Source organism: Stutzerimonas sp. C6.4V, from assembly GCF_058536345.1.
In genome coordinates, this window is sequence record NZ_JBZUBM010000002.1 from 744972 (window position 1) to 770890 (window position 25919).

The 25919-nt window shown below is 62.7% G+C and carries 17 protein-coding genes, 1 tRNA gene and 1 pseudogene; 2 read left to right on the plus strand and 17 right to left on the minus strand.

Annotated elements, in window-relative coordinates; translation table 11 throughout:
* Positions 1 to 2: 2 nt before the first annotated feature.
* The 13 genes from AC4LFW_RS19335 to AC4LFW_RS19395 form a co-directional block, all read right to left on the minus strand.
* On the minus strand, positions 3 to 1061 hold the full coding sequence (locus AC4LFW_RS19335) for a nitroreductase family protein (protein WP_491821192.1): 1059 nt from the start codon (positions 1059 to 1061) through the stop codon (positions 3 to 5).
* Entirely contained in the window at positions 1058 to 2386 is a 1329-nt protein-coding gene (locus AC4LFW_RS19340) for a flippase (RefSeq protein WP_491821194.1), read from the minus strand. Before AC4LFW_RS19340 ends, AC4LFW_RS19335 begins: the two co-directional genes overlap by 4 nt.
* A gap of 723 nt (positions 2387 to 3109) precedes the next feature.
* On the minus strand, positions 3110 to 4045 hold the full coding sequence (locus tag AC4LFW_RS19345; RefSeq protein ID WP_491821195.1) for a restriction endonuclease: 936 nt from the start codon (positions 4043 to 4045) through the stop codon (positions 3110 to 3112).
* 27 nt (positions 4046 to 4072) lie between these two features.
* A complete protein-coding gene (locus AC4LFW_RS19350; protein WP_491821197.1) occupies positions 4073 to 4321 on the minus strand; it encodes a hypothetical protein in 249 nt (82 codons plus the stop codon).
* A gap of 17 nt (positions 4322 to 4338) precedes the next feature.
* Positions 4339 to 5697: a restriction endonuclease subunit S gene (locus AC4LFW_RS19355; protein ID WP_491821199.1), complete on the minus strand. Its 1359-nt coding sequence runs from the start codon at positions 5695 to 5697 to the stop codon at positions 4339 to 4341.
* Positions 5694 to 7313 carry a class I SAM-dependent DNA methyltransferase gene (locus tag AC4LFW_RS19360; protein WP_491821200.1) on the minus strand — a complete coding sequence of 540 codons (1620 nt, stop codon included), beginning with the start codon at positions 7311 to 7313 and terminating at the stop codon, positions 5694 to 5696. Before AC4LFW_RS19360 ends, AC4LFW_RS19355 begins: the two co-directional genes overlap by 4 nt.
* 65 nt (positions 7314 to 7378) lie before the next feature.
* Positions 7379 to 7834: a Fic family protein gene (locus tag AC4LFW_RS19365; protein ID WP_491821202.1), complete on the minus strand. Its 456-nt coding sequence runs from the start codon at positions 7832 to 7834 to the stop codon at positions 7379 to 7381.
* 22 nt (positions 7835 to 7856) lie between these two features.
* A complete protein-coding gene (locus AC4LFW_RS19370; RefSeq protein ID WP_491821204.1) occupies positions 7857 to 9011 on the minus strand; it encodes an Abi family protein in 1155 nt (384 codons plus the stop codon).
* Positions 9008 to 12472, minus strand: coding sequence for a type I restriction-modification system endonuclease (gene hsdR / locus AC4LFW_RS19375; RefSeq protein WP_491821206.1), 3465 nt, complete (start codon positions 12470 to 12472; stop codon positions 9008 to 9010). The genes AC4LFW_RS19370 and hsdR overlap by 4 nt, the downstream gene beginning before the upstream one ends.
* A gap of 204 nt (positions 12473 to 12676) precedes the next feature.
* Positions 12677 to 12752 (minus strand) — tRNA-Thr (locus AC4LFW_RS19380).
* Positions 12753 to 12839: 87 nt separating this feature from the next.
* Positions 12840 to 14051, minus strand: coding sequence for a methyltransferase (locus AC4LFW_RS19385; RefSeq protein ID WP_491821208.1), 1212 nt, complete (start codon positions 14049 to 14051; stop codon positions 12840 to 12842).
* Positions 14052 to 14141: 90 nt separating this feature from the next.
* Positions 14142 to 15518, minus strand: a complete 1377-nt coding sequence (locus tag AC4LFW_RS19390; protein WP_491821210.1) for a TRAP transporter large permease — start codon at positions 15516 to 15518, stop codon at positions 14142 to 14144.
* Entirely contained in the window at positions 15511 to 16056 is a 546-nt protein-coding gene (locus tag AC4LFW_RS19395) for a TRAP transporter small permease subunit (RefSeq protein ID WP_491821212.1), read from the minus strand. Before AC4LFW_RS19395 ends, AC4LFW_RS19390 begins: the two co-directional genes overlap by 8 nt.
* A gap of 195 nt (positions 16057 to 16251) precedes the next feature.
* Between AC4LFW_RS19395 and AC4LFW_RS19400 the strand changes: the two genes are divergently transcribed.
* On the plus strand, positions 16252 to 17349 hold the full coding sequence (locus AC4LFW_RS19400) for a TRAP transporter substrate-binding protein (RefSeq protein WP_491821213.1): 1098 nt from the start codon (positions 16252 to 16254) through the stop codon (positions 17347 to 17349).
* Between the two features lie 68 nt (positions 17350 to 17417).
* Here AC4LFW_RS19400 and AC4LFW_RS19405 read toward each other — a convergent pair whose 3' ends face one another.
* The 4 genes and pseudogenes from AC4LFW_RS19405 to AC4LFW_RS19420 all read right to left on the minus strand — a co-directional run bounded on the left by AC4LFW_RS19405 (position 17418) and on the right by AC4LFW_RS19420 (position 24915).
* Positions 17418 to 17843 (minus strand): OsmC family protein, encoded by a 426-nt coding sequence (locus AC4LFW_RS19405; RefSeq protein WP_491821215.1) that lies wholly within the window; start codon positions 17841 to 17843, stop codon positions 17418 to 17420.
* A gap of 133 nt (positions 17844 to 17976) precedes the next feature.
* Positions 17977 to 18282 (minus strand): DUF2388 domain-containing protein, encoded by a 306-nt coding sequence (locus AC4LFW_RS19410; RefSeq protein ID WP_491821216.1) that lies wholly within the window; start codon positions 18280 to 18282, stop codon positions 17977 to 17979.
* A gap of 64 nt (positions 18283 to 18346) precedes the next feature.
* Positions 18347 to 23050, minus strand: coding sequence for a PAS domain S-box protein (locus AC4LFW_RS19415; protein ID WP_491821218.1), 4704 nt, complete (start codon positions 23048 to 23050; stop codon positions 18347 to 18349).
* Between the two features lie 208 nt (positions 23051 to 23258).
* Positions 23259 to 24915 (minus strand): annotated as a pseudogene (locus AC4LFW_RS19420) (L,D-transpeptidase family protein).
* A 233-nt stretch (positions 24916 to 25148) separates the two neighbouring features.
* Here AC4LFW_RS19420 and AC4LFW_RS19425 point away from each other — a divergent pair.
* The gene (locus AC4LFW_RS19425; protein ID WP_491821220.1) at positions 25149 to 25853 is read left to right on the plus strand and encodes a murein L,D-transpeptidase catalytic domain family protein; all 705 of its coding nucleotides are present in this window, start codon (positions 25149 to 25151) and stop codon (positions 25851 to 25853) included.
* Positions 25854 to 25919 lie beyond the last annotated feature (66 nt).

Sequence of the window (25919 nt, forward strand, 5' to 3'; positions counted from 1 at the left end):
CCTCAGTTGAATACGATCAAGTCGTGCTCGGTCTTCTTGTCCGAATAAGGAATCCCTCCCGTTGGATCGGCATAGCCCACCGCCAGCAGCATCACGGTGCGCTCGTGGTAGGCCAGTTTCAGTTTCTTCGCCAGCTGGCGTTCCGCCGCTTCGATGTCCGGCCAGTTGATCGGGCAGGTGGACAGCCCAAGGCTCTCGAAGGCCAGCATCAGTTGCATGGCCGCCAGCGAGCCGTCGATATAGATGACATGCCGGTCGCGCGCTTCGGGGTAGGCGCCGAGGTCGCCCACCACCGCGATCACGCAAGGCAGGTTGTCATGGAAGCCGCCGGTACCGCCGGCGCACTGCGCGATGTCGGCGGCTTTGGCCGGATCGTTGCTGACATAGAAGCGGAACGGCTGGCGGTTGCACGCCGAAGGGGCGAGCGTGGCGGCACGCACGGCCTGCTCGATCAGCTCGTTGCTGACCGGCTTGTCCTGATACCAGCGCACCGAACGGCGGCGGCGGAACAGCACCATGAGCTGGTCATAGCTGACCGGGCACGCCGGCAATTCGCTGTGCGGATAGGGTACGCAGCGGCTGGCTTCCTCGTCGCGCTGGGCGCTGGTGAATTCGCGCCGCGCCGAGTCGATCCGCGGGGAGCTCTGGACGGCGGAAAAATAGTCGCTGAGCACGTCATGGGCCCAGCGTTGCTGGCCGGTCTCGACGCCGGCATGGGTCGCATCGGCGAAGCAGCGCACGGTCGGGCCGATGTAGTCCTCGGCAAAGGTGCTGCGCCGCGGGCGCATGATCAGGCCTTTCTCGAGGCGGTGCACGTTGCGCCGCAGAAAGGCATCGTTCTCGCCCTTGCCCTGCATCAGGCGGGCGAACCGCAGGCGGCCCAGCAACACCGCACGGTGCTCGCGATCGAATTCACGGCTGACCAGGCAGTAGTACAGCGAAGCCAGAAAGCCGTTGCTGGAAAACAGCCGGACCAGGCCCAGGCGAGTGTTGTCCCGGGCAGCCTTGAGCTGATCCTTGACCGGCTCGGGCAAGATTCGAACAAGGGACTTTAGGCTCATCGGAGGGCTCCTACGGCACTGAATGCATAGCGAAACGGACTGAAAAAGGATTTGGTCATCATGTAGAACACCGGCCGGGTCTTGGCGTGCACCAGCAACGCGGCATAGGACGCCACGGCGTAGGAAATCAGGGTGGCCATGGCTGCGCCTTCGCCGCCGTAGTGGGGAATCAGCAGCGCGTTCAGACCGATGTTGGCCAGCGCGCCAAGGCCCTGGGTAATCAGTGAAAACATCAGCGCACCCTCGATGAGGATCCAGCGACTGAACAGCGCGCGCATGAAAATGAACACGCCCGCCCAGATATGGATGGTCAGGATCGAGGCGGAGTTCTGGTACTCGGCGCCGAACAGCAGCGCAATGAGAGGGCCGGCGACGAGTGACACCAGCACCGCCACGACGATGGCGAGCATGAACAACACGTCAAACAGCTGCTGGAAGCGCCGGTTGAACAATGCCGGGTCCGCGGCATGCAGCTTGATCAGCTTGGGAAAGAACGAAGCGACGATCGCGGTCGGCAGGAAATACCAGGCCTCGGACAGCTGCGCAGCCACGGCATAGACGCCTACCTCCTCCGCGCCCACCATCCACTTGAGCATCACCTGGTCGATCTTCATGTAGATCACCGCGAAGATCGAACCGAGGTAGATGATCCAGCCCTGGCTCAGCAGCTCCTTGGCCTTGGCCAGGCTGGCTTTCCAGGTTGTCAGCGAGGTTGCCGTGGTGCCCTTGTAGAGGATCGCCAGGATCAGCGCGGCGAGCATGAACTGCGCCGTATGGGCAAAGGCGAAGGCCACCACGCCCGCACCGCTGAAGACCAGCAGCAACTTGATGCCGGCTGCGATCAGCAGGGATGTCGATTTGGCGATGGCCGGGTATTTCGCCTGTACCTGCGACTGGAACCAGTACTCCACCACATCGAAAGTCTGGAAGAAGATCGCCGACGCCACGATCAACAGCATCCAGAATTCGGTGCTGCCGGTTTCCTCGAACAGCAGGGTGTAGAGCAGGATCAGGCCATAACCCAGGGCCATGCCGCTCAGTTTCAGCATGAACGTCGTGCCCAGGGTTTCCGGCACCTTCTCCGGCTGCTTGACCACCTCGCGCACCACCAGCCCCGCCAGCCCCATGTGCCCGGCCGAGGCAAAGATCGCCGTCATGGAGATTGCGTAGGCAAGAATGCCGAACTGCTCGGGCCCCAGGTAGCGCGCCAGCAACACAGCCGTGAGAAAGCCCACGCCGATGTTCAGCAGGCGTTCGGCCATCATCCAGGAGGCGTTGAAGAGGTAGAGCTTGAGCTTGTTGAAAAGGGTCGTGATCGCTGACATCGAGTGGCCTGGCTCCTGTAGGCGGCTGGCTCCGTGGTGGCAGTCATTGCCTAGTCTGTTGCGCTGGAGTGTGGCGACGCACAGCTGACCGCGTTCACCACCTCATGTTCCGATGCCCTTGGCCATGAAAATGTATCAGGGCTGTTACCCGACCCCGGCAAGGCCACTGGCCATGCCGGGCCAGCCCGCATGGCGCCTGGTGTTCCGGCAGCGGAGGCGAGGTGTAACGAAGTGGCGTTGGGGAGGGCAGAAGCGAACCGAGGCGACCTGCGGCACAGGCCGGACCGCAGCAGAGAAGTCATAGGGCCAATTTTTTATGATTAATCTGGTGGCCTTTTCATTCTAAAAGTTGAACTTTTGCCATCACGCCCGCTCTTAACCCTGCTGCCGCTGCTGGCCGGTTGGTGACCCACGCTGATGCGTCACGAATCGCCTAGCACGGCGCAGCCCACGACTCTAGGGTTGTCGGTTGTGGCTGAAGCGAAGGATGTCGCAAGCGCCTGGATGGGCGTAAGGATTTGCCGCTGGAAGCGGCCGAATGGACAGGACACAGCCCTACACAGAAAAGCCCCGCATCGTCTGATGCGGGGCTTTTTTGCGTCTGCCCGAGGCCGCTCTCGAAACCTTTTGGCCTTGAAAGCTGCGAATGCATGCAGCTTGCCTTCGAGCAGAATTGGCGTTGTCTAGCCCGCCACCGCACGATTGTGACCCTGGCTCACCGGTTCAGCCGAGGGATTCGTCGAAGTAGTCGCTGTCGAGCCTGGGCACCTTGTAAAGCTGCGAGCTGACGCCAACCTCATGATCGAGCATCAGGTTGACCAGACGCTTGCCGTCGACCAGCACCTGGCCTTCGACCGAGCGTGCAAAGTCGATCGCCTGGGCCGTGAAGCCGGAGGTGGTGATGAACACGCCGCGCCTGGCTTTCTGTCCGGCCAGAGCGCCGTAGAAGGCCTGCAGTTCGGGGCGGCCGACCGTGCTCTGCCAGCGCTTGGCCTGCACGTAGACCTTCTCCAGCCCCAGCGCATCGAGCGAGATCACCCCGTCGATACCGCCGTCACCGCTGCCGCCCACCTGCTGCAGCGCCTGGCGGTTGGCGCCGTAGCCCAGGCTATGCAGCACATCGAGCACGATATGCTCGAAGCGCGTCGGGCTGGCCTGCAGCAGACTATCCAGCAGATCACCGGCGACGCTGGTGCGCAGCTCGAGGATGGCCTGGTTCAGGCGCTCCTGCGGGCTGCTGGTGGCGAGGTCGGCCTGGGCGATCGGCGCCGGCGTGTCATTGCCCTCATCCAGGGAGGCGGCATCCGGCGCTGGCTTCAGCTTCACGCTCATGAAATTCAACGCCAGATGCTCGACCTGTGCGGGGCTCAGTGGGGTCGGGTTCGCCTGGGCGAAGGCAAGGCCGTCGCCCGTCAGTTTCCAGTAGCCATGCTTGGCGCTACTGGAATAGCCGGCGCGCTTGAGCCGGTCATGCGCCCAACCCGAGCGGTTCTTGTAGGTCGCCTGGCCGCTGGTGGTGGTTTCCTGCCGCTGCGCCTCGCTCAGGCCGAGTGCCTGGGCGGCCGCTTCGTGCGCTTCACCCGCCGTGGCGCCCTCCGGGTGGGCGGCGAGAAAACGCAGGATGGGCTCGATGAACTGGTCATAGGTCGGCACGGACATGGTTCGTTCTCTTCCAGATGAAAGGGCTTAGCTCGGCGTAGCGGCCCGGCGACCGCGCCTGGCCTTGGGCGCGGCGGCGCGTTGGGCCTTGATCCGCTCCAGCAATACGCTGGCCGGCTCGTCGTTCGGGTCCTGCGGCACCAGTTCGCCGCGGACAAAATCGTCGGGAACGATTTTGGACGCCCGCAGGGCGGGCCGAAGGCCGAGCCCCAGGGATGGGGCGAGCAAGGCCTTGGCCGCACGGAGCGGAATCACAAGATCGGTATGTATATGCATATGCATATGCATATGCATCAGGCACTTCTCCGTCCACGTTTGGTCTTTGGCGTGGCGGTGCGTTGGGCTTTGATGCGTTCGAGCAACAGGCTGGCCGGTTCGTCGTTGGGGTCTTGTGGGACCAGCTCGCCTCTGAAGGCCTTGGCGAGGATGCTTTGAGTCAGCCGGTCGATGCGCGCCTGAGCGGCTTTGACGCGGGCTTCGAGCTGCTCGGCGAATGCGAAGAGTTGCTCGACGCGGCGGACTATTTCGGTTTGTTCTTCAATCGAGGGCAATCCAAAGCGGAAGGCGGCTAGTTTCTTAGCGTTGATGTTCGACTGGCTGACACCATCGGTCTTCACCTGCCAGCAGTAGTGTCTTCCCTGAGGGCTGTTCAGGCAGTAATTCAAGAAGTCAGCATTGAGTTGCTCCGAGCACCTTACTCGGATTAGGTAGCCCGCATAAATTGCTTGCCTCTCGCCTTTGTAAATAGCGGTCTTGCCTACTAGCTCAGGACTATTTGTTCGGTTGAACAACACGTCGCCTGGATGTAGTGCGTATTTTTTGATTTCTTGTTGATCGGTAGAAAAAACCAAGTCGCCCCAATCAAGTCGGCCACCTTGGATATTTCCCATGCGAAGTACTGGAGTATCGCCGCTTGGTTTTGACTTGGCTGAGCTTCCATACGAAAAGTCCTGTGCGACGTCCCCAAGGCTAACTTCGGGCCACGCAAAGCCGGTGGAGGTGTTCGCGTCCGAGGTATGCAAGTCGGTCTGGCTGAGGTTTTGCTTTCGCCACTCCTCCGTCAACCGCCCCGAAACGGCGGCGGCGAGGACTGATTGGCGGAAGCGCTTGAGCAGCGCGGGGATGCCGTCGATGCGGGCTTTCAGGGTATCGACCTGGGCCAGCAGTTCATCGAGCTTGGCTGCGATGCGGGTTTGTTCGGCTGCTGGGGGCAGCGGAACAGGCGCTTTAGAAAAAATGCTTTTATTTACGATGGAGATCGTTGTGGCAGAAGACTGCGCTTCGAGCCATGGTCTCAATGTCTTGGAATAATGAAATACGTAGGCCGGGTCGATGCCATTGTCGGGAATCAAAGCGTTGATTTGCTGATTTGTGGCTGATGTCGTTGTGGTTAGACCAACTTTCCCCAAGTTTCCGATACAGGTCACTACGATGCTTTGCGGCGGCAGACTAGGGACTTCTGCAGCGCCGGCATCCGTCAGAAAAGTTTCTGTCGTGCGTACTGGACCTGAATGGTCGAGATCGCCCGGTTTGATGAAGGAAATACTTCCACCGTAGAAGTTAGCCTTCTTTGTACTTGGGGTTTTACCTGTAACGATATGGCCTATGTCGGCTAAGCTGCAAACAGCCCAGCCATCCGGCAACCCAATCATCCCCGCTCCCCCACTTCCAGCTTCTCGCTTCGAGCTTCCGGCTGCTCAAACCCCATCACCTCTGCCATCAACTGCTTCTGTGCCACCACTTCATCCCCCGCGCCCAATGCCTGCATCAGCGCTTCCAGCTCATGCAGCGCCTCGGTCAGTTCGGCCATGGCTTCGCCGGCCAGCACTTCCGGGGCGGGAAGGTCGGCGGCGTCGAGGCTGCTATCGTCCTTGAGCCAGCTGATATCCAGCGAGTCGCCGCGTTCGCGGATCTGCTCACGGGTAAAGCAGCGGAAGCGGCTGGCCTCGCCAAGGGTCGCTCCCGGCGTCCTGCCTCCCGCGACATTGGCACTTCCCTGTGCGGCACCCTCGACGTTCTCGGCGCGCGGGCTCCCGCCGTTCGGGTCCTCGCCATAGGCGTCCTCGAATGGCTTGAGGTGGGTGGGGCCGAAGGGGGTGCGCTTGCCGAAGCTGGGCATGTTGCTGCGCAGGTCATAGATCCATACGCGGCTGGTGCAGCGCTCTTCCTGGCGTGGGTTGTCGGCCGTGCCTTTCTGGAAGAACAGCACGTTGGTCTTCACTCCCTGGGCGTAGAAGATGCCGGTGGGCAGGCGCAGGATGGTGTGCAGGTTGCACTTGTCCATCAGGTCGCGGCGCACCTCGGTGCCGACGCCGGCCTCGAACAAGACGTTGTCCGGCAGCACCACGGCGGCGCGCCCGCCGGGCTTGAGGCCGCGGTAAATATGCTGCAGAAAGGCCAGCTGTTTGTTGCCGGTGCGGTAGGTGAGGTCGTCGCGGGTCGGCCCGCCGCCGCCCTTGGCGGTGCCGAATGGCGGGTTGGAGAGGATGATGTCCACCTTCGGCAGCCCCGCGCCGGTCTGGCCGAGGGCGTTGCCGAGGTGCACGACGCCCTCGGCGTCGCCTTCCATGCCGTGCAGCAGGCAGTTCATCAGCGCCAGCCGGCGTGTGCCAGACACCAGCTCGACACCCACGTAGGCCTCGGTGCGCTGGAAGCGGCGGGCCTTGTCGTCGAGGTCGTAGAGGTCATCGGTGTGCTGCTTGATGTAGGCGTCGGCGGCGATGAGAAAGCCTGCGGTGCCGGCGGCCGGGTCCTGAATGGTCTCGCCCGGCTGCGGCTTGATGCAGCGGATGATGCTGTCGATCAGCGGGCGCGGGGTGAAGTACTGGCCGGCACCGGATTTGGTCTCGCTGGCGTTCTTCTCCAGCAGGCCTTCGTAGAGATCGCCAAGGCCATCCTCGCGGGCGCTGAACCAGTCGATGCCGTCGAGGCTCTTGATCAGTTGCTCGAGGTGGCGCGGCTCCTTCAGGCGCGTCTGCGCATCGGCATAGATGGCGGCGATCAGCGGGTCCGGGTTATTGCCGAGGTCCAGCAGCATGCGCTTGTAGTGATCGAGCAGATTGGTTCCGGACTTGTAGGCCAGGTCCGGCCAGCGTGCGCCTTCGGGCAGCTTGTGGCCGAAGCTGTCGTTGTTCTGGACCTGCTCGTATTCCATTTTGATGAACAGCAGCAGCACCAGCTCGGTGACGTAGTCGCTGTAATTGATGCCGTCGTCGCGCAGGACGTCGCAGAGGTTCCAGAGCTTCTGGACGATATCGGAATTGGTCATGGGGTACCTGTGGCGAAAGTGTTAGAGGCGCCGGGTTATTCGACGCATCGGTGTGTTGTGCCTGTTCAGTCTTGGGCGGCGTCCTGTTCAGCCTGTAGCGCGCGGCCGGCGGCGGTCAGGCGGTAGCGTTGCTTGCTGCTGGTGGGCTTGTCCGGAATGGTCGTCTCGACCAGGCCAAGCGCCAGCAGCGGAGCCAGTACCTGTTGGCGGAACTTGCTGCGGTTACTGCGCCCGGTGAACGCCATCAGCTCGGGGGTGGCGTGCTCGCCGGTCATCCTGCGCAATAGCGCTAGTTGCTCCTGCTTCAAGCGGGGAGGGGCGTCGACCTGTTCCGAGGCGGGTCTGGACTTGGCCCCGACCTGGTCCCGACTTGGCCCCGACTTGGTCCCGACTTGGTCCCTACCTGGTCCCGAAGCAGTCCCGCTTTCCTGAGGCCGCTGAATCACCACCCTGAACTGGTTGCCCTCCCGGTCGTCGCGCAAAACATCAGGGACGAGAACAGCATCCGTTCGGTTGGCCATGGGGACTCGCTTCAAACAGTACTCAGTGGGCGGCGCACTGAGGTGCTTGCCAGAAGGGGTCGTCTTGCCAGCGCCGCGGAAAACCCATGGCAAGGAGATCGATCTCGTGGAACTCGTTTAGGAGCTCATGCAGGCGCTGGTCCCAACTGGTGTGCGGGCTCGTCTGGCGCATCATGTGGTTCAGAATGGATAGCACCGGGTACATGCGCTTGTGCGTGCCTACCTTCAGGTGCTCGGGCCATACGAACCTGGGCTTTTCCGGCAGCTTGGGCCTGATACCTAATTCGCGGTTCCATAGGCGAGCGTGGTGGGCGCAGATGTTTCGGATAGTGGTCAGGGTGTGCAGCCACGACTCCAGCAGCGGCGCTACTAAATTCAAACGCCGCGCGATGGCTTTGCGGTCGGCATCGTGTGCCAAGCCCGCGTATAGATGGGACAGGTCCCCGAGCGTTAGCTCTTCCACCATGGCCCAGCCTGGCATGAGTTCCGGCTCACAGTAGGTCAGCGGATAGTGGCGCGCATAGCTCTCATAGGCGCGCTGTCGCTTAAGGTGCGCCTTACGCTCATCGTCCGGAAGCCGGTCGATGTTCTGACACTCGCGTGCATAGTCCCGTAATGCGCGCTCTTGTTTATCGCGGACGGTATTGAGCAGGCGTTCATGGTTGTACTGGCGTTTAAAAACTCGGGCATCCAGATACCAATGAACACCACGGCTGGGCCCCATGTGGTTGCTGATCACTGCGCGAGCCGCCACCTCTACCCGCTCTACGGCATCCATCACCAGCAGCCGCAGGCGGCGGTCAAAGTCGTAAAGGCGAGTCAGGCTGCGGAAACCCACGTCGGAACGAAAGCCATGCTGTGGATCGTCGGCGAGCTGAAAGGGGCGCATATACGGCGTCAAACGAAAGAAGCTGACCGCTTCCAGAAAATGCCGGGCGCGCGCTTCGTCCTGGATCTGCAGGCCGCGTGCTTTGAGCAAGGCGATCTGCTCGCCAATGTCAATAGCGGGTTTGTCGAAGGTTCTCATGCGACAAAACCTACAGGCATAAAAAAACCCGCTCAATTTGTGCGTAACTGCCGAGGCGGTCATAGGCATGGCGGGTGTATTGCGCACAAGCCTATTCACTACGGTGGTTTTTTGCAAGAGCCGGGGTTTGAAGGTGATTACCGGTTTCAACTTGCTTGCGTCCATAGGTGGCCGTTGATTTCTTCCAGAACCACAGCGAGGTGCCCGCCAAGCATCTTGTCCAACCGGGTGCTGCCGCCGTCGTTCCGGAACGCCTCGCCGATCTGCTTTTCGTCGATCACCACCTCATGCACGAGTTGCTTGGCCAGGCGCTCCAGCCACTTGCGCTGGACTGGCGTCCATTGCTGCAGGGTGTAAATCTTCTCCATGGCCTTGGCGACGCGTTGCTCGAATGGCAGCAGGGCTTCGCCGAGGGCGGCGCGGCGGATGAAGCCGACGATGCTGGCGGCGATCTCCTGGTTGGTCTGGTTGCGCCATGCGCTTTGCAGATTCACTTCGCTATATCCATTCCCATCGAGCAGCAGGCGCACCTCGCGCAACTGCTCTCGGGTCAGGTCCTGCGGGCGATTGACCACCACACCGAGGGCCACCGACTGGTTGAGCTGGTTCCGGATGAAATCGTTGAAGCTTTCCAAATAGTCGGCGGGCTTCTGGTTGGCGCCGTAGTTCTGCTCGCGGACCATCAGCTCGTCCGTGTGGGTGGAGATCACCGGGTAGTTTTCCGAGCCGAGCAGGGCATTGACGGTGGCGAGCTGGTCGAGCAGCTGGCTGTGCTGACGGATGAACTGCGCGGCCTGCTGCGGGCCGAGCCCGTGCAGGTGCTGGTGCAGTTTGTCCGGCGCCACGCCCCAGGCGTCTTCCAATTCGGCGAGTTTGCTCTTGAGGGTCGGTTTGCTCTCGGCCTTGTGGCTGGCCTTGCGCAGGATGCGCATCACCCGCTGGCTGAGCTGGTCGAGCACATCATGGGCATGACTGCTGTCGGGCTGGCTGCCGGGCGCGTCGAGGCTGGCGGGATTGGTCAGCTCGCTGACCAGCTGTTCCAGGCTGATGCTCGGGTCTTTCACCAGCGGCTTCATGGTGTCCACGGGTTCGAGGCTGGCGTACAGGTCGACCGGGTCGTAAATCCGGAACACGGTCTTGCCGATCTCGTCGCAGCGACGCGTGGCGCGGCCCTTCATCTGTTCATAGAGGATGCGCGAGCGTACCCGGCGCATGAACACCAGGTGGCAGATGCGTGGCACATCGATGCCGGTGGTGAGCAGGTCGACGGTGATGGCGATGCTCGGGTAGCGCTCGTTCTTGTACTGACGGATCAGCTGTTCGACCTTGTCGCTCTGCCCGGTGATGATCTGCACGGCGGCCTGGTTGTAGTCATCGCCGTGAACGTCTTTGAAGGCTTCGTCGAGCAGGTTCTTCACGCGCTCGGCGTGGGCCTGGTTGACGCAGAAGATCATCGCTTTCTCATCGCCTGAAGGGTCCAGTTCCTGGGCCAGCTGCTCGCAAATGACCTTGTCGAAACCGGGGGTGATCACGCGGCGGTTGAAGGACTCGATCTCGAAATCAAGCTCGTCCTCCAGTTCCGCCACGTCCACCTCGCCAGTGGCAGTATCGATGATGCTAACGCTCTCGCCCTTGGCGAAGTGAATGCCGTTCTGGCTGAGTAGGGTCTGGTAGCGGATCGGCGGTTCGTGGTCGATCAGCCAGTCGTCGGCCACCGCTTCGCGATAGCTGTAGGTGAAGATCGGCGCGCCGAACACTTCGCTGGTGTGCTTGGCCGGCGTAGCGGTGAGGCCGATGCGGCAGGCGTCGAAGTAATCAAGCACGCGGCGGTACTGCGAGAGGTACTGGCTGAAGTCGCGTACCGCCAGCTCGCCTTCGGTCATCTCCTGGTCGAGGGTGTAACCGCGGTGGGCTTCGTCGACGATGATGCAGTCGAAGGCGTCTATGGGCGGCGGGTTGTCCGACTGGAAGATGCGCCGGACCATGGCCTGCACAGTGGCGACCTGAACGCGCGTTTCGGCCTCGGCAGCCATGTCGCCCAGCTCCTTGATGTCATAGATCTGCGCGAGCGTATGGTTCTGCTCGAGCGTCGCTTCGTTGAACGCCTCGATAGCCTGCTGACCCAGGGCGCTGCGGTCGACCAGAAAGAGGATACGGCGGAAGCGTTCGGCCTTCAGCAGGCGGTACATCAGGCCGATGATGGTGCGCGTCTTGCCAGTGCCGGTGGCCATGGCCAGCAGGCATTGGCGGCGGTTGTCGGCGAGCGCCTGCTCGACGGCGCGAATGGCATTTTCCTGATAGTCGCGCAGCTTGAGGTAGGCGAAGCCTTCTTGCTGGAGTTTCGCTTCGGCCTCCTCGCGGCTGCGTTTGAGCAGGTCGCGCAGACCGTCAGGCGTGTGGAAGTCCTGCAGCGGACGGCGCAGGTTGGCCGGGCTGCGCAGGTCTCTGAACCAGGTGCCGGACTGTTCGGCGAGCTGCTTGATGTACGGGCGGCCATTGCAAGCGAAGGCGAACGGGACCTTGAAGTGGCCGCCCTGGCCGTCCGCCCAGCCAGCGCCTGGACCGGCCGGCTGCAGGTCGCCGGCGATGATCAGCTGCCGCGAATAGCGCTCGGCCTGGGGGATGCGGTCGGCAATGTTGATGCGCTTGCGTTTGGCTTCAACGATGGCAACCGGGGTGAGACCGGCGAACAGCAAGTAGTCGGCGTTTTCTTTCGGCTTGCTCGTCGGCCACTCGGCAATGGCTTTGTTCTTACCTTTCTCCGGGCGCGCCCCCTTGCCATAGGTAAGATCGAGCGAGTCGGCTTCCCAGCCGGCGTCGTTCAACTGCTGGTCGATGAGGATGCGGGTGAGGTCTTCGTTCAGGTCGAAGTGGCTGGTGGCCTGCTGAGTCTTGTGGGTGACCTGCTGGGCGGCCTGCGGCTGGGTGGCCAGTTGTCGCTGAAGCGTCTTGAGGCTCTGTTCGTGTTCGCTGCGCAGTTTGTTGAGTGCGGCTTCGTGCTTGGCAGCCAGTTGCTTATGGCTGCGAGATTCGGCATCCATCTGACTGGCAAGAACAGCGTATTCCTCGGCTTCACGCTTGAGCAGTTCAGCCAGCTGCTGGTTACTCTCCAATTGCTGACTGGATTCGCTGAGCTGGGCTTTGAGCTGTTCGATCTGGCTTTGCAGGTCGCGTAGCGGGGCGCTGGGGTCGCTGGGGATGACGAAAGGGCCGGCTTTGAAATTGCTGCCGGCCTTACCGAGTGCCTTGTGGTACCAGATACACAGTTCCCGGGCGACCTTCAGCCCATCCAGAGCTTCGCGATGCTGAGTGCGGAACTGGTGAGTGGCCTTGTTGCCCTCGATGCGCAGCGTGTGGAACAGGTTGCGGATGTTTCCGTCGAGCTGGATCTCGCGGCTCAGTCGGTACAGCAGGTCTGACTGCGAGATGGTGGCGACCAGCTCGATACCGGCCCGCGCCGCCAGATCCTGCGCAAGTGCCTCGCCGAGCTGACGCAACTTGATCAGCGTGGTGTTGGGGTCGCTGGCGAATGCCCGCTCGGCCGTGCTGGCGAGCTGGAGGAAGACCGGGTCGTGTTCCTTGAGAAAGTCGAAGTTACTGCTTTCGGCCATGTCCATCCCTTGAAAATCGTCCCTCGGCAATCCCGGATTGGGCCTGATTTGGACGATGATGCCAGACGAAGAGCGCCGAAGGTAATCATGGAGCCTGAAATCGGCTCAAGAGAAAAGCGGGGAGTGGCGAGGGCTGTCTTATCGACCAGGTGCAGCCGCCCTGGAAACGAAAAAGGCCCGCATCGCTGCGGGCCTTTCTGTGTATGGTGCCGGCACCAAGAGTCGAACTCGGGACCTACTGATTACAAGTCAGTTGCTCTACCAGCTGAGCTATACCGGCTAAAAGATGGGCGCCATTATAGCTATTGCTCGCGGCGAGTAAACTGTTTGTTGGCAGTTACTTGCATGACTTTCGCGTGAGGGGCGTTCAATCGTCTTGTTCGGCAATCAGCAGCAGGTTGCGTGGGGTCAGTTCGAGGGGGCAAAAGGTGCCCAGGCGGATTGCATAACCGTTCTCGGCAAGCAGCAATGCACGGTCCAGCAGCAGCCAGATCTCCAGAGGGCGGCGAAACAGGGCGCGTACAAGCTCCAGGTTGCGCACCTCGGCCAGGCGCTGCCAGCCGCGGCCTTCGAGGGTTGTCCAATCCTGATGGCCGGGGGCGGGCAGGCCTTTGAGGCTGGCGAGGTCGCGGCAGTACTGCTCGAAATCCTTTTTGAGCCAGGCGGTGGGCAGCGATGGAGTGGAGAGATAGCTATCCTCGGAGCGCAGGTCGCGCTGCAAGAGGTCGAAGCCCAGGCGCCAGGCCATTGACTGGTCGCGCTGGCGGCGTTCGCGGGCGCCGGCGGTAACCGTTTCGCTGAGTGGCAAGCCGAGATCGTCGCGTGACAACCGAAGCTCGGACCTTTGTGCCCGGCTCGATAGCGGTTGGTAGTGGTCGGTGCTGATGCGGTTATAGCAGCAGGGCGCGAGAGCCAGCTGTCGACATCCGCGCTCGATGCCCAGCTGCAGCAGCCGCACGTGCAGATCGCCACAGGCATGCAGGGCTACGGGTGTCTGCTTGGGACCAAGTTGTTCCGCCGCGCCTACGGCCATCACATCCTGCTGTTGATGGTTCGCCGCGATGCCCATGCGCCTGCTCAGTTCGGCGCCACTGGCAACCAGCGCGGGGTCCCGCTCCAGGCAGGTCAGGCTGCCGCCTCTCGAAACCATCTGGCGTCCCAGGTGACCTTTTCCCGAACACCAGTCCAGCCAGTGCCGGGGGCGTTTTTCAAAGCCGAGCGCTGCCTCGAACGCCCGGATCTGTTGCCATTTGCGCCCGGGCACATCCTCTGGCTGACGCATGGCGTCGGACTCGCGCTGGGGCAGGCTGGGCACAGCGCTCAGCGCCTTGGCTCGCTCGGCGATCCTGCTGAACGGGGCAGGCGCCGACAACCTGTGAGGGGCGTTGTGGACGTCCTCGGCATCCTCTAGGGAACGACTGCGCAGCCATCCGGCCAACTCGGGATGGTCCGCTTCCCACGGCAAGCGCAGATGCATGAATGGGCGCGGCCGCCATAGCGCCTGATAGGGCAAGAGGAACGCGTCGAGCTGCTCGAAGCGGTCTACAAGGTGGGCTTGGCTGAGAGTGGGGTCGGGCATCAGGAGCTGCGGTTGGCGGGTGGATCTATGATCGCGCCTGAAGCATCGACCAGAAAGCGAGACGCCCGTCGGAAACGGGCGTCTGCTGGGTTATTTGCCGTAGACCTGTTCAGGTAGCCAGGTGACCAGGCCAGGGAACTGGTAGGCGATCACCAGCAGGGCGATCTGGATCAGGATGAACGGCACAACGCCTTTGTAGATGGTACTCGTGGGTACTGATTTCGGCGTGACTCCACGCAAGTAGAACAGCGCGAAGCCGAAGGGAGGTGTGAGAAAGGAGGTCTGCAGGTTCAGCGCGATCATCACGCCAAGCCAGACGGGATCTAGCCCCATGGCCAGCAACACCGGGCCGACGATCGGCACCACCACGAAGGTGATCTCGATAAAGTCCAAGATGAAGCCAAGCAGGAAGATCACCAGCATGACCACGAAGAACGCGCCCAGCACGCCACCTGGCAGTTGGGCAAACACGTCCTCGATCAGCACTTCGCCGCCGAAGCCGCGGAACACCAGGGAGAACAGTGAGGCGCCAATGAGGATCAGGAAGACCATGGCGCTGATTTCGGTGGTGCCATAAGCGACGTCGCGCAGCTGGCCGAAATTCAGCTTGCCCTTATAGAAGGCCAGGAGCATCGCACCCAGCGCACCCAGGGCCGCGGCCTCGGTTGGTGTCGCATAACCGGCGAGAATCGAGCCCAGCACGGCGCTGATCAGCAGCAGTGGCGGCACCAGCGCATTGATCAGCTTGCCCCACTCGATCGGGCCCAGCTCTTCCTGTGGCAGCGCTGGCAGTTTCTTCGGTTGGAAGATGGCTACCGCGATGATGTAGAGGATGTACATGCCGACCAGCAGCAGGCCCGGCAGGAGGGCACCGACGAACAAGTCGCCAACCGAGACGGTCTTCGGCGAGAAGATGCCCATCTTCAGCTGCGCCTGCTGGTAGGCGCTGGACATGACATCACCAAGCAGGACCAGCACGATCGACGGCGGGATGATCTGGCCCAGGGTGCCGGTGGCGGCCAGGGTTCCGGTGGAAATGGCCGGGTCATAGCCGCGGCGAAGCATCGTCGGCAACGCCAGCAGGCCCATGGTCACGACCGTAGCGCCCACGATACCGGTGCTGGCCGCGAGCAGCGCGCCCACGACGCAGACGGAGATCGCCAGTCCGCCGCGCAGAGTCCCGAACAGGCGGGACATGGATTCGAGCAGGTCCTCGGCGACCCGGCTCTTTTCCAGCATCACACCCATGAACACGAACAGCGGCACCGCCAGCATCGTCTGGTTGTTCATGATGCCGAACAGCCGGTTCGGCAGGGCGCTCAGGTAGCCGCCATCGAAGGTTCCGGTGAGGATGCCGATACCGGCAAAAAGCAGCGAGACGCCGCCCAGGGTGAAGGCCACGGGGTAACCGGCCATCAGGGCCGCACAGATGCTGATGAACAGCAGAATCGCCATCAACTCAGCCATGCTTCACCTCCGGCTCCGGCAGGCGACCGGCGATGGCATAGCCGGCTTTGATGATCTCGGAGAGCCCTTGCAGGGCGAGGCAGACCACCAGCACCAGGATGATGCTCTTTTGCAGGTAAACGAACTTCAGGCCACCCGATTCGCTGGAGCCTTCCAGCGTCGCCCAGGAGTTGCTGACGTAATCCCAGCTGGCCCAGCCAAGGAACAGGCAGACGGGCAAAAGGAACAGAAGGGTACCGAGCACTTCCACCAAGGCCTGATAGCGGGGCGAGAAACGCTGATAGAAAATGTCGACGCGAACATGGCCGTTGCGTTGCAGTACCCAGGCGGCTGCACCCATGAACACCAGTGCGTGTGCGTAGAGTACGGCTTCCTGCAGTGCGGTTGCGCCGATGCCGAAGCCATAACGCAGGACTACCACCACTGACGTGCCGAGCACCAGAAACAGGGTCAGCCAGGCGCAGGCCTGTCCGAATCGGGCGTTGAGGGCGTCGATCAGCTTGGCAAAACCGAGCAGAGGAGGGGCGTGGTTAGGCATGGCAGATCCTTATTGTTATGGCCAGACAGCCCGCGATTCTAGGCGTGCGCCGGATGCTGTCGCAACCGGCAGTACTACGTACGTAGTGGCCATACGTAGTTGCAATGCTTGAGCGATGTATAGCCATATGATAGCTAGAGCGACCTGAACAGGTTTTTTCCGAGGTTCAGCCATTACAACAACAAGGAGTTACCCATGAAACGTCGTCAAATTCTGGCCGCCGCTGGCGTTGGCCTGGCCGCAACCGCACTGGCTGGTTGCAACAAGGAAGCCGAAACCGCCAAATCCGAAGGCACCGCAAGCACCGAGACATTCAACTGGAAGATGGTCACCTCCTGGCCGAAGAATTTCCCCGGCGTAGGCGTCGGTGCGGAAAACTTCGCCAAGCGGGTCAACGAGATGAGTAACGGTCGTCTGACCGTCAAGGTATACGCCGCTGGCGAACTGGTACCGCCACTCGAAGTCTTCGATGCCGTCTCGCGCGGGACTGCTGAAATGGGCCATGGCGCGCCCTACTACTGGAAAGGTAAGGTTCCTGCCGCTCAGTTCTTCTGCGCACTGCCGTTCGGCCCGAATGCCCAGGAAATGAACGCCTGGCTCCATCGCGGCGGCGGCATGGAACTCTGGGAAGAGGTCTACAAGCCTTACGGCGTACTGCCGATGGCCTGCGGCGCCACCGGCGTACAGACTGCTGGCTGGTTCAACAAGGAAATCAATTCGGTCGAGGATTTCCAGGGCCTGAAGATGCGCACCCCGGGCCTGGGCGGCGAAGTGCTGACCAAGATGGGCGGGACCGTGGTGAACATGCCGGCCGGTGAGATTTTCACTGCGCTGCAGACCGGCGCCATCGATGCCACCGAGTGGATCGGACCTTACAACGACCTGGCCCTGGGCCTGCACAAGGCTTCCAAGTACTACTACACGCCGGGTTGGCAGGAGCCGAACGTCACCTTCGAGCTGGACGTCAACCTCAAGGCCTGGGAAACCCTGCCGGACGACCTCAAGGCCATCGTTCGTGCCGCGGCGCGTGCCGTCAACGGGGACATGCTCGACGACTACAACGCAAAGAACATGGAAGCCCTCGAGCAGCTTCGCGAGCAGGGCGTCGAGGTCCGCCGCCTGCCTGACGAGGTGCTGGCCCGTCTCAAGGAGGTCGCTGCCGAAGTGGTCGATGCCTCTGCCGCTGCCGATCCGGTGGCGAAAAAGGTCTGGGACCAACAGAGTGCCTACCTGAAGCGGCTATATGAATATGCAGAGCTGAACGAAAAGGACATCTACAACATCCGCGGCTGACGAGTTCAGGCTGCCGACACGAAAACGCCGCCCTGCTTGGGCGGCGTTTTCCGTTCTGGCTACAGCAATCAGCTCTCCAGCGTTGCGCTCAGGCTGATCTTCGCGTTGAGCACGCGTGACACAGGGCAACCTTCCTTCGCCTGGTTGGCAATCTGCTGGAACTGGTCGTTGTCGGTGCCGGGCACCTTTGCCTTGAGCGTCAGGGCAATGGCGGTGATGGTGAAACCCTTGTCGTCCTTGTCCAGCGTAACCTCCGCGGACGTCTCGATCCGCTCCGCGGTAAGCCCGGCCTGGCCGAGCATCATCGACAGGGCCATCGAGAAGCAGCCGGCATGTGCCGCGCCGATCAGTTCTTCGGGGTTGGTGCCTGGGGCGCCTTCGAAGCGAGTATTGAAGCCGTACGGATTGTCCTTCAGCGCGCCGCTTTCGGTGCTGATGGAGCCTTTGCCGCTTTTCAGGTCACCTTGCCAGACGGCGGATGCAGTTTTCTTCATGGTCTCTCCATAACGCTTGGATTAGGGCAGCGGCGGTAGGCCGTCGCTCGATAGCCGAGCCGACCTGGCTTGCAGCCGCTCAGGTCGGGTTAGCCTGTTTGTGCATGATTGGCCTGGTCATCGCAACCGCCGGCTACTGGCCAGCCGCCAGGATGGCGCTTGCCAGTTCCATGTCGCTGGCCTCCAGCCGTGGCTGGTCGCGGCGCACTTCGGCCAGCATCGCTTCAAGGTAGGGGCCTCGGATGTCGCCACCGCTGGCGACAAAGCTGCTGGCGTCCTCGCGGGCGGCGGTCACCCGCTTGTCGTCGCGAAAGGTCATGTAGGTCGATGCGGTTGTCGCACCGGAGGACAGCACCTGACGGACAAAGCCGTTGTCCGCCATCGCCGCGCCGAAGGGAATGCAGCTCAATGCCGCTGCTGCCAGGATGGTCTTGCGCATGATCAATGCCTCCGCTGGGTCCACTGTTAGAGAGTACGCAGCGGTCAGCAGAGTTCCTCTGGCCTCAGCCGCTGCGCTCGATCAGTTGGCGGACCTTGGTGCCGAGCATGTCGATGCTGAACGGTTTGGCCAGCATATCCATGCCGGGGGCGAGGAAATCGCCTCGCACCTCGGCATTCGGCGCGTAGCCGGTGATGAACAGCACCTGCAGGTCCGGTCGGTGCTGGCGCGCGATTTCGGCGAGCTGCCTGCCATTGATGCCGGGCAGGCCAAAGTCGGTCAGCAGCAGGTCGATGCGCTGGTCGCTCTGCAGATACGGCAGCGCGCTGCTTCCATCAACCGCCTCGAACACCCGATAGCCCAGCTCTTCGAGCACCTCGACCACCAGCATGCGCACGGCGGCCTCGTCCTCGACCACCAGTACGGTTTCGTCTGTCTGCGCGCCCTGCATGGTCAGGGTGTCGGGTTCCTGGCCGCTTTGCTGGTCCGGCTGTGTCTGGTTGCGCGGAAGGAAGAGGGTGATCAGCGTGCCCTGGCCAGGTGTGCTGTCGATGTGCACGTGGCCGCCTGTCTGCTTGACGAACCCGTAGACCATCGACAGCCCGAGCCCGGTACCCTGGCCGATGGGTTTGGTGGTGAAGAAGGGATCGAACGCCTTGGCTACCACTTCAGCGGGCATGCCTGAGCCGTTGTCGGCGACACTGAGGGTGACGTAATCACCGGGCTCCGGGCTGTCGGGCTGCGATGACCTGATCTGCACGCAGCCGGTCTGAATCGTCAGCTGACCGCCGTCGGGCATGGCGTCACGGGCATTGATCACCAGGTTGAGCAAGGCATTTTCGAGCTGGTGGGCGTCGGTATAGGCCAGCCAGGGGTCGCTTTGCAGGCGGGTCTCGAAGCTGATGTGCTCGGCCATGGTGCGGCGCAGCATGTCCTCCATCGACTGCACCAGCAGGTTGACGTCCACCGGCGTGGCATCCAGCGACTGTCTGCGTGCGAATGCCAGCAGGCGATGGGTGAGGGCCGCGGCACGGTTGGCCGAGGTGGTGGCTGCATCGACATAGCGGCCGAGTTCGTTGACCTGACCATTGGCGACCCGGCGCTGGATCAGGTCCAGCGCGCCGAGCACGCCTGTCAGCATGTTGTTGAAGTCGTGCGCCAATCCGCCGGTGAGCTGGCCGATGGCTTCCATCTTCTGCGCGTGACGCAGCGTCTCCTCGGCACGTTCGCGCTCGCCCATCTCCAGGTGCAGCAGATGGTTGATCTCGGCAAGCTCGCGGGTACGTTCGGCGACGCGGCGCTCCAGGTTTTCGTTGAGCTCTCGCAGCGCTTCCTCGGCTGCCACCTGTGCGGTGATATCGGTATTGGTACCGAACCAGTGAGTCACCTGACCGAAGTCGTCCCGGATCGGCAAGGCGCGTGACAGGAACCATCGGTACTGGCCATCCTTGCCACGCAGCGGGAAGGTTTCCTCCCAGATCGAGCCTATGGCCACGGCGCGCTTCATCGACGCGCTGACGCGCTCGTGGTGATCCGGATGATGCACCGAGCGCCAGCCCAGCGCGCGCATCGCTTCGAGCGTGGTGCCGGTGTAGTCATACCAGCGCTTGTTGTACCAGTAGATACGTCCCGAGGGGTCGGCCATCCAGGCGAATTGGCTCATGTTGTCGGCCAGGGTGCGGAACTGCTCTTCGCTGGCACGCAGCGCCTGTTCGGCGCGCATGCGCTCATCAGCTGTCCAGGCACGATCGGCCACTTCGCGGATAAAGGAGATGTCCTCCTCGGCCCATTGCCGCGGGTGGTCCTGCAGCAGGATCAGTGCAGCGCTGAGGCGGCCTTGTTCGTGCAGCGGGACGCAGACCAGGCTCTGGATCCGACGCAGCCGAAGGCTGGAGGCCTGCGCGGCGGTACGGGTGTCGTGCAGCACGTCTTCGACTACGACCAGCTCATCGTTCTGCAGGTCGTATATGAAGTCGCCGTACTCGGCGAAACACATGCGTTCGCTGTATTCACCCAGCGCGCCGTCGCTCCAGTAACGCTCGACGGTGGCGTACTGGCCGCCGGGGTCGACGGAGAGAAACGCCGCACGGGTCACGTTCAGGGTTGTCCCGAGGGCCCGCACAGCGGCAGTGACGATGGTCAGGCTGTCTGGCTGGCCCCGCAGCAGATCGCCCAGTTCCATCAGCACCGACTGCCGTTGTTCGGCCAGCTGGCGCTCCTGGATCTGTTCTTCGAGCAGGGCATTCATCCGCAGCAGCTTCAGGGCTGCGTTGCGTTCGTCGGTGATGTCCCGGGCGGTGCCCAGCAGCCGCACCTTGCCGTCGCCATCGAGCAGGCGGCGGCCGCGGTTGGTGAGCCAGCGGAACTGCTCGGTGGCTTCGTCATAGACCCGATAGTCCAGATTGAGCTCGCCCCCGCCGTGCCCTTCCAGCGCCTGGCCGAACGTTTCGATCAGGCCGTGGCGGTCGTCTGCATGGACACGGGCGAGAAACGCCTCCACGCTCAGCGCCGGTTCGTCCGGCGCAAGACCTGCTAGCGCCTTGAGTTGTGCATCCCAATGCAGCCTGTTGCGCTGGACGTCGTATTCCCAGATGCCGATCGAGGCGATCTCGTTGGCCAGGCTGATCCGCTGTTCGGCATCGAGCAGCGCCTGGCGTGCCTGGGCACGGTCGGATGCCGCCCGGATGCGCTCGATGGTTTCGCGCACCAGCGATATATCCGTCTGGCTCCAGATGCGTGCCTGCCGGCTGGCGAACAACAGAAAGGCGCACCCGTTGGTTCTCTCCAGCAGCGGCGCCAGCAGCAGGCTGCGGCAATCGAGCTGGCTGTATAGCAACGCGCAGTCTCCGCGGCACCCGGCCTCGTCGAGCAGGTCTTCGAATGGCACGATCAGACCCTGATCCAGGCGCAGTTGCAGCGGCTGAGCGCAGCAACCCAGCGGGTGGGGGCCCCGTCGGTCGGGGCTGTTGCTGCCCGGCCACTGGTGTTCGATTACCAGGTTACCGTGCCTGTCCAGGCTGCCGCAGGCGATGCATTCGGCACCGAGCAAGGGTGCCAGCTGCTCGGCCATGACATCCTCCAGCTCGATCCGGTCGCCGGCATCCTGCAGGTGGTCGCTGAGCTCCAGCAGGTACTTTTGCTGGGCTTCACCACGGGCACGCTCGGTGATATCGGTAATGGTGCAGATGGCACCCTGCAGGGCCCCGTCGCGATACAGCGGCGCGACCCGGTACTCGACCGGCAGGCTGCTGCCGTCCTGACGGAAGAACAGCTCGTATTCAACGTGCGCCGGCTCGCCGGTACAGGCGGCACGCTGGATGGGGCAGTCTTCGAGCGGGTACGGCGTGCCATCGGGATGGCTGTGGTGAATCACCTGATGCAGCTGTCGGCCCAGCACCTCGTCCTTGCCGGCAAAGCCGAGCAGTCTGACGAACGCCTCGTTGCAGAGCGTGACCAGGCCATTGCTGTCGATGGAGTAGAAGCCCTCGCTGGCGGCATCCAGCAAGCTGCGGGTAAATGCTTCGCTCTCCAGCCGTTCGATCTCGGCGAGACGGCGCTCATGAATGTCCTGCGCCACCAGCACCCAGTGCAGCAGGCGGCAGTCACAGTCATAGACCGGAGCGCCGCTGCCCTGAAACCAGCGGGCGCTGCCATCGGCTGCCAGCAGCGGAACTTCGAAATTACCGGCCTGACCGGATTTGAGCGCACCGCGCCACTGCAGCATCACGGCGTCGCGGTGATCTGGCGCCACGGCGTTCAGCCAGCCCATACCAGCGGAGGCTGCGGTGCTCAGGCCGGTGAATTCGCACCAGTAGCGGTTACAAAAGATCAGTTCACCCTGGGCGTCGCATTGCCAGATGACCTGCGGACTCAGGTCCACCAGCGCACGGTAGCGCTCCTCGGCCTCGCGAATGGCTGCCTGTTCATGCAACCGCTCGGTGAGGTCGCGCAGAATCTGCACGAAGCCGAGCTTTTGACCGCGGTCATCCTTGAGCAACATTTGCACGCCGCTGGCCCAGAAACAGCTGCCGTCCTTGCGTCGATGCCAGCGTTCGTTGATGGCCGAGCCGTCTCGGGCGGCGGCAGCCATTTCCTTGTCCGGTACCCCGCGGGCCAGGTCTTCATCGACAAACAGCCGCGAGACGTGGCTACCGATGACCTCGTGCGGCTGCCAGCCAAGGATGCGTTCGGCGCCCTGATTCCAGCTGCTGACCGTGCCCTGGGCATCCGTGGTGATGATCGCGTAGTCCACCGCGCTGTCGATGATCAACCGGTTGCGTTCGTTGTGCTCGCGGCTGCGGCGCAGTTCGAGCAAAGCCATTACCTGGCGGGCCAGTGCCTGCAGGTGCGCCTTTTGCCGCTGTGACAGTTGTCGTGGCTGGCTGTCCATGACGCAAAGCGTGCCGAGTGGCAGGCCCTCGGCCGTCCGCAATACCGCGGCGGCGTAGAAGCCATTCGCGCCCGGGACCAGTGGCTCCTCGGCAAGGTTCTCGATGACCAGCGGGTCGGTACAGGTGATTGCGCGGGCACAGAGCGCTTCGTCACGCGGTCGATTGCCCGCGTCGACATTGACCGAGGCCTTGACCCACTGGCGGTCCTTGTCGATGAACATGATGGCGGCGCTGGGACTGGCGCACAGCTCGGCGGCAAGCATGACCAGATCGTCGAAGGCGGCTTCAGGCGGGGTGTCGAGAATGCCGTATGCGGCCAGCGCCGCCAGCCGGTCGGCTTCGTTCCAGGTATCGACGGGTTTTTTTTCTTCTTTCAAAACGTCTGCTCAGCTATCCGTGGCGGCAAAGATCTTGGTTCCCAGGCTCTGGAGGTCAGGGCACCTGCATGGGCGGGATGATGAGCTTCCTGCAGACTGTGGCTGCCCAAGATACCTGGGTCAGGACCCGAGGCAAGTAAACATCGGTCTACGGGCACTCTGCCAGAGCCGCCGGTCTGGTCATGAGCGCTGGTTCTCAGCCTGCCCGCTAGGGCTGCGATGGCCTGTCGGGCTGCAAGGTGTCAGGGGCGGGCTGGCGGTCGGCGGCCTGCAGCGCTCGCAGCAGCGCACCGTCGCGGTGATAGACGTCCGGTCGGTAACGGGGTGTTCCGCTGCTGTCGGCCTCGGCGGTCCAGTACGCCAGCAGTACCGGCGTCGGCTTGGCCAGGCGGTATTCGTGGGTCTGGCCGCTTTCGAGCAGGCTGGCGACCCTCTCGCGCTCAGGCTCGGTCAGTAGCAGGTCGACCAGTCTGCATCACCGACTCGACCCTCACACAGCCTGAGCTGAAGGCCCGTTGCGAGCGTGCGAACAGACCCTGGCTCGGCGTGTCGTGCAGGTAGATCGAATAGGGGTTGGCGAAACGGATGACCACCCGGCCAAGTGGATTGCCGGGGCCGGCCGCCTGGCGGAGCAGGATCCTGCCAGGATTGCTCCAGTCCACCGTGGTTGGATCAAGCACCCGTCCCTGGTAGTCGAGCACCTGCATTCCATGCTCGGCGAGGTAGTCCAGGCTCTCACGAATCTGCGGCAGCTTGTCCTCTCGCAGGATGGTGGGCGGCACCGTCCAGGTCGGATTGAGGGTAATCCGGCTGACCGTGGACCTGATCGACGGGGTCTGCCGGGTGTCCCGACCCACCTGGACGCGCGCTTCCCATTGGGGACTGTTGTCACGAAAGAAGATCACCCGCCCACCGGCGATATCCACCAGCAGCGAACGCGGCTCGATGTCGCGCGAGAGCCAGCGAAAGCGCTCGAGATTCACGCGCAGCCTATCCCGCCGTTCGGCTGGCGTAGCGTTCAGTTCGCTGAGGGTGCCCGCACCCAGAATGCCATCGTCTTCGAGTGAATGCTGCCGCTGGAACACCTTGAGCGCGTCTTCCAGCGCTTGGTCATAGCGCCACTCATCCCTGCCCGGCGGCACCTCCGCGTCCAGCAGGTAACCCTGCTCGCTCAGGCGCCGGCGCAGCAGCGGCACGCGGGGATCCAGCATGCCCGGACGCAGGGTTTTGCCCGGTGGAATCAGCTGCCACTGCGGGAGGGGTTGGCTGCGCAGGCGCGAATAGGCTTTGCGCAGGTTGTGGTACTGCTCCATCGGGGGGCGCGCCTTGTTGAAGGCATGCTCGATCTGGCTCAGTCCATCGCTGGCGATCGCCAGCAGACGGGCATCCGCCTGCTGCTCTCCCGCTGCGTCCGGGCCGCGCCAGACGGGCTCGACACGATCCTGAGGCAGCCGGCCCCGGGCCAGGTGATGTAAAGCCGAGAGATAGGCGTGGCTGGCAAGAATGTCGCTGCATTCGCGGTGCAGCGGCGCGGCGGAGGCGGTGTGCATGGCCCGACGAATGGCCTCGGTCTGATAGGTCGCGGGGTTCAGGCCATCGTCGGCCAGCGCTTCGAGTTGCGCGAGCAGCGTGTCGATCTGCGGATAGGTCGTCCATACGGGCTGGTACTGCTGGCCTTGATAGAACGCCGATAGCCTTTGCAGAGCGCCTGCATCGAGGTCGCCAAGAGGCTTACCACAGACGCCGTCGAGGTTCTGCAGAACGCCTTGGATGGGTGCCTGCGGCGCGTTTGCAGGCTCGGCCGCTGCCAGCAAGGGGGCCAACAGCAGGATACCGACAAGACGAAATGCATGTTTTTTGTACAACGCTTCACTCCCGGCTGTCCCGCCGACTGCTAGACTCCGGCGCTGATTGGCCTCGGCGTCTGGGAAAACCAGGCCCTTTCAGGCCGCTAGAACATGATCCATCAGACGATGTGGGAGCGTTTCAGGTCCCGTCTGATTCAATTTCGCTACAGTGAAACCATGGGCCTGGTAGCGAGCAGGAGCGTTGGCCGAAGGGATATTCGGCACAGGCGCCGTCGAGGTTAACCCAAAACATGATGCATTCGCTTCGACGCCTCTGCCTTGCAGCCGGCTTGCTCTTGTCGATGCCGCTGCTGGCGGCCCCTGCCTATCAACCGGTGGTGGACAGCCTGTCCCGCGTGGCCCCGGCGCTCGATCCCGTGGTGCTGACCCATGCCGTAGCAGCCATGCAGTGCGCCGTGAACAATGGCGCGGCGCCCGCTCAGCGCCTGGCGGTGATCGACTTTTCCCTGCCTTCATCCCAGCGGCGACTGTGGATCTTCGACCTGACACGTGGCCGATTGTTGCTCGAGGATTTCGTCGCCCATGGCAACGGGTCGGGCGAGAACCTGGCGACACGCTTTTCCAATGTGGTTGGCAGCCATCAGTCGAGCCTCGGCCTGTTTCGCACCGCCGAGAGCTACAGCGGCAAGCATGGCTACTCGCTGCGTATGGACGGGCTCGAGCCTGGCGTGAATGATCTGGCGCGCGAGCGGGCCATCGTCATCCACCCGGCCGACTATGTGAACCCCGCCTGGATCGCGACCCAGGGCCGCATCGGCCGCAGCCAGGGCTGCCCCGCGGTGCGCCCGGAAGTGGCACGCATGGTGGTCGATAGCCTCAAGGGCGGTCAGTTCATGTTTTCCTGGTACCCGGATCAGCAATGGCTGCAGTCGTCGGCTTATCTCAACTGCGAGCCTGCGCGGGTCGCCGGGATACTGGCGGCGAGGCAGGGCTGAGAAGCAGCTTGAAGCCTGAAGCTGAAAGCTTGAAGTAAAAACCGAAAGAGCTTGAAGGTGTTTCGG

Bases quoted from the DNA above. Each gene is read 5' to 3' on its own strand.
- AC4LFW_RS19365 (WP_491821202.1), bottom strand. From the start codon at position 7,834: ATGGCCAACCGAACGGATGCTGTTCTCGTCCCTGATGTTTTGCGCGAC.
- AC4LFW_RS19390 (WP_491821210.1), bottom strand. From the start codon at position 15,518: ATGGCTGAGTTGATGGCGATTCTGCTGTTCATCAGCATCTGTGCGGCC.
- AC4LFW_RS19410 (WP_491821216.1), bottom strand. From the start codon at position 18,282: ATGCGCAAGACCATCCTGGCAGCAGCGGCATTGAGCTGCATTCCCTTC.
- AC4LFW_RS19345 (WP_491821195.1), bottom strand. From the start codon at position 4,045: ATGTCCGTGCCGACCTATGACCAGTTCATCGAGCCCATCCTGCGTTTT.
- AC4LFW_RS19385 (WP_491821208.1), bottom strand. From the start codon at position 14,051: ATGCCCGACCCCACTCTCAGCCAAGCCCACCTTGTAGACCGCTTCGAG.
- AC4LFW_RS19425 (WP_491821220.1), top strand. From the start codon at position 25,149: ATGATGCATTCGCTTCGACGCCTCTGCCTTGCAGCCGGCTTGCTCTTG.
- AC4LFW_RS19350 (WP_491821197.1), bottom strand. From the start codon at position 4,321: ATGCATATACATACCGATCTTGTGATTCCGCTCCGTGCGGCCAAGGCC.
- AC4LFW_RS19360 (WP_491821200.1), bottom strand. From the start codon at position 7,313: ATGACCAATTCCGATATCGTCCAGAAGCTCTGGAACCTCTGCGACGTC.
- AC4LFW_RS19395 (WP_491821212.1), bottom strand. From the start codon at position 16,056: ATGCCTAACCACGCCCCTCCTCTGCTCGGTTTTGCCAAGCTGATCGAC.
- AC4LFW_RS19340 (WP_491821194.1), bottom strand. From the start codon at position 2,386: ATGTCAGCGATCACGACCCTTTTCAACAAGCTCAAGCTCTACCTCTTC.
- AC4LFW_RS19355 (WP_491821199.1), bottom strand. From the start codon at position 5,697: ATGATTGGGTTGCCGGATGGCTGGGCTGTTTGCAGCTTAGCCGACATA.
- hsdR (WP_491821206.1), bottom strand. From the start codon at position 12,472: ATGGCCGAAAGCAGTAACTTCGACTTTCTCAAGGAACACGACCCGGTC.
- AC4LFW_RS19405 (WP_491821215.1), bottom strand. From the start codon at position 17,843: ATGAAGAAAACTGCATCCGCCGTCTGGCAAGGTGACCTGAAAAGCGGC.
- AC4LFW_RS19335 (WP_491821192.1), bottom strand. From the start codon at position 1,061: ATGAGCCTAAAGTCCCTTGTTCGAATCTTGCCCGAGCCGGTCAAGGAT.
- AC4LFW_RS19400 (WP_491821213.1), top strand. From the start codon at position 16,252: ATGAAACGTCGTCAAATTCTGGCCGCCGCTGGCGTTGGCCTGGCCGCA.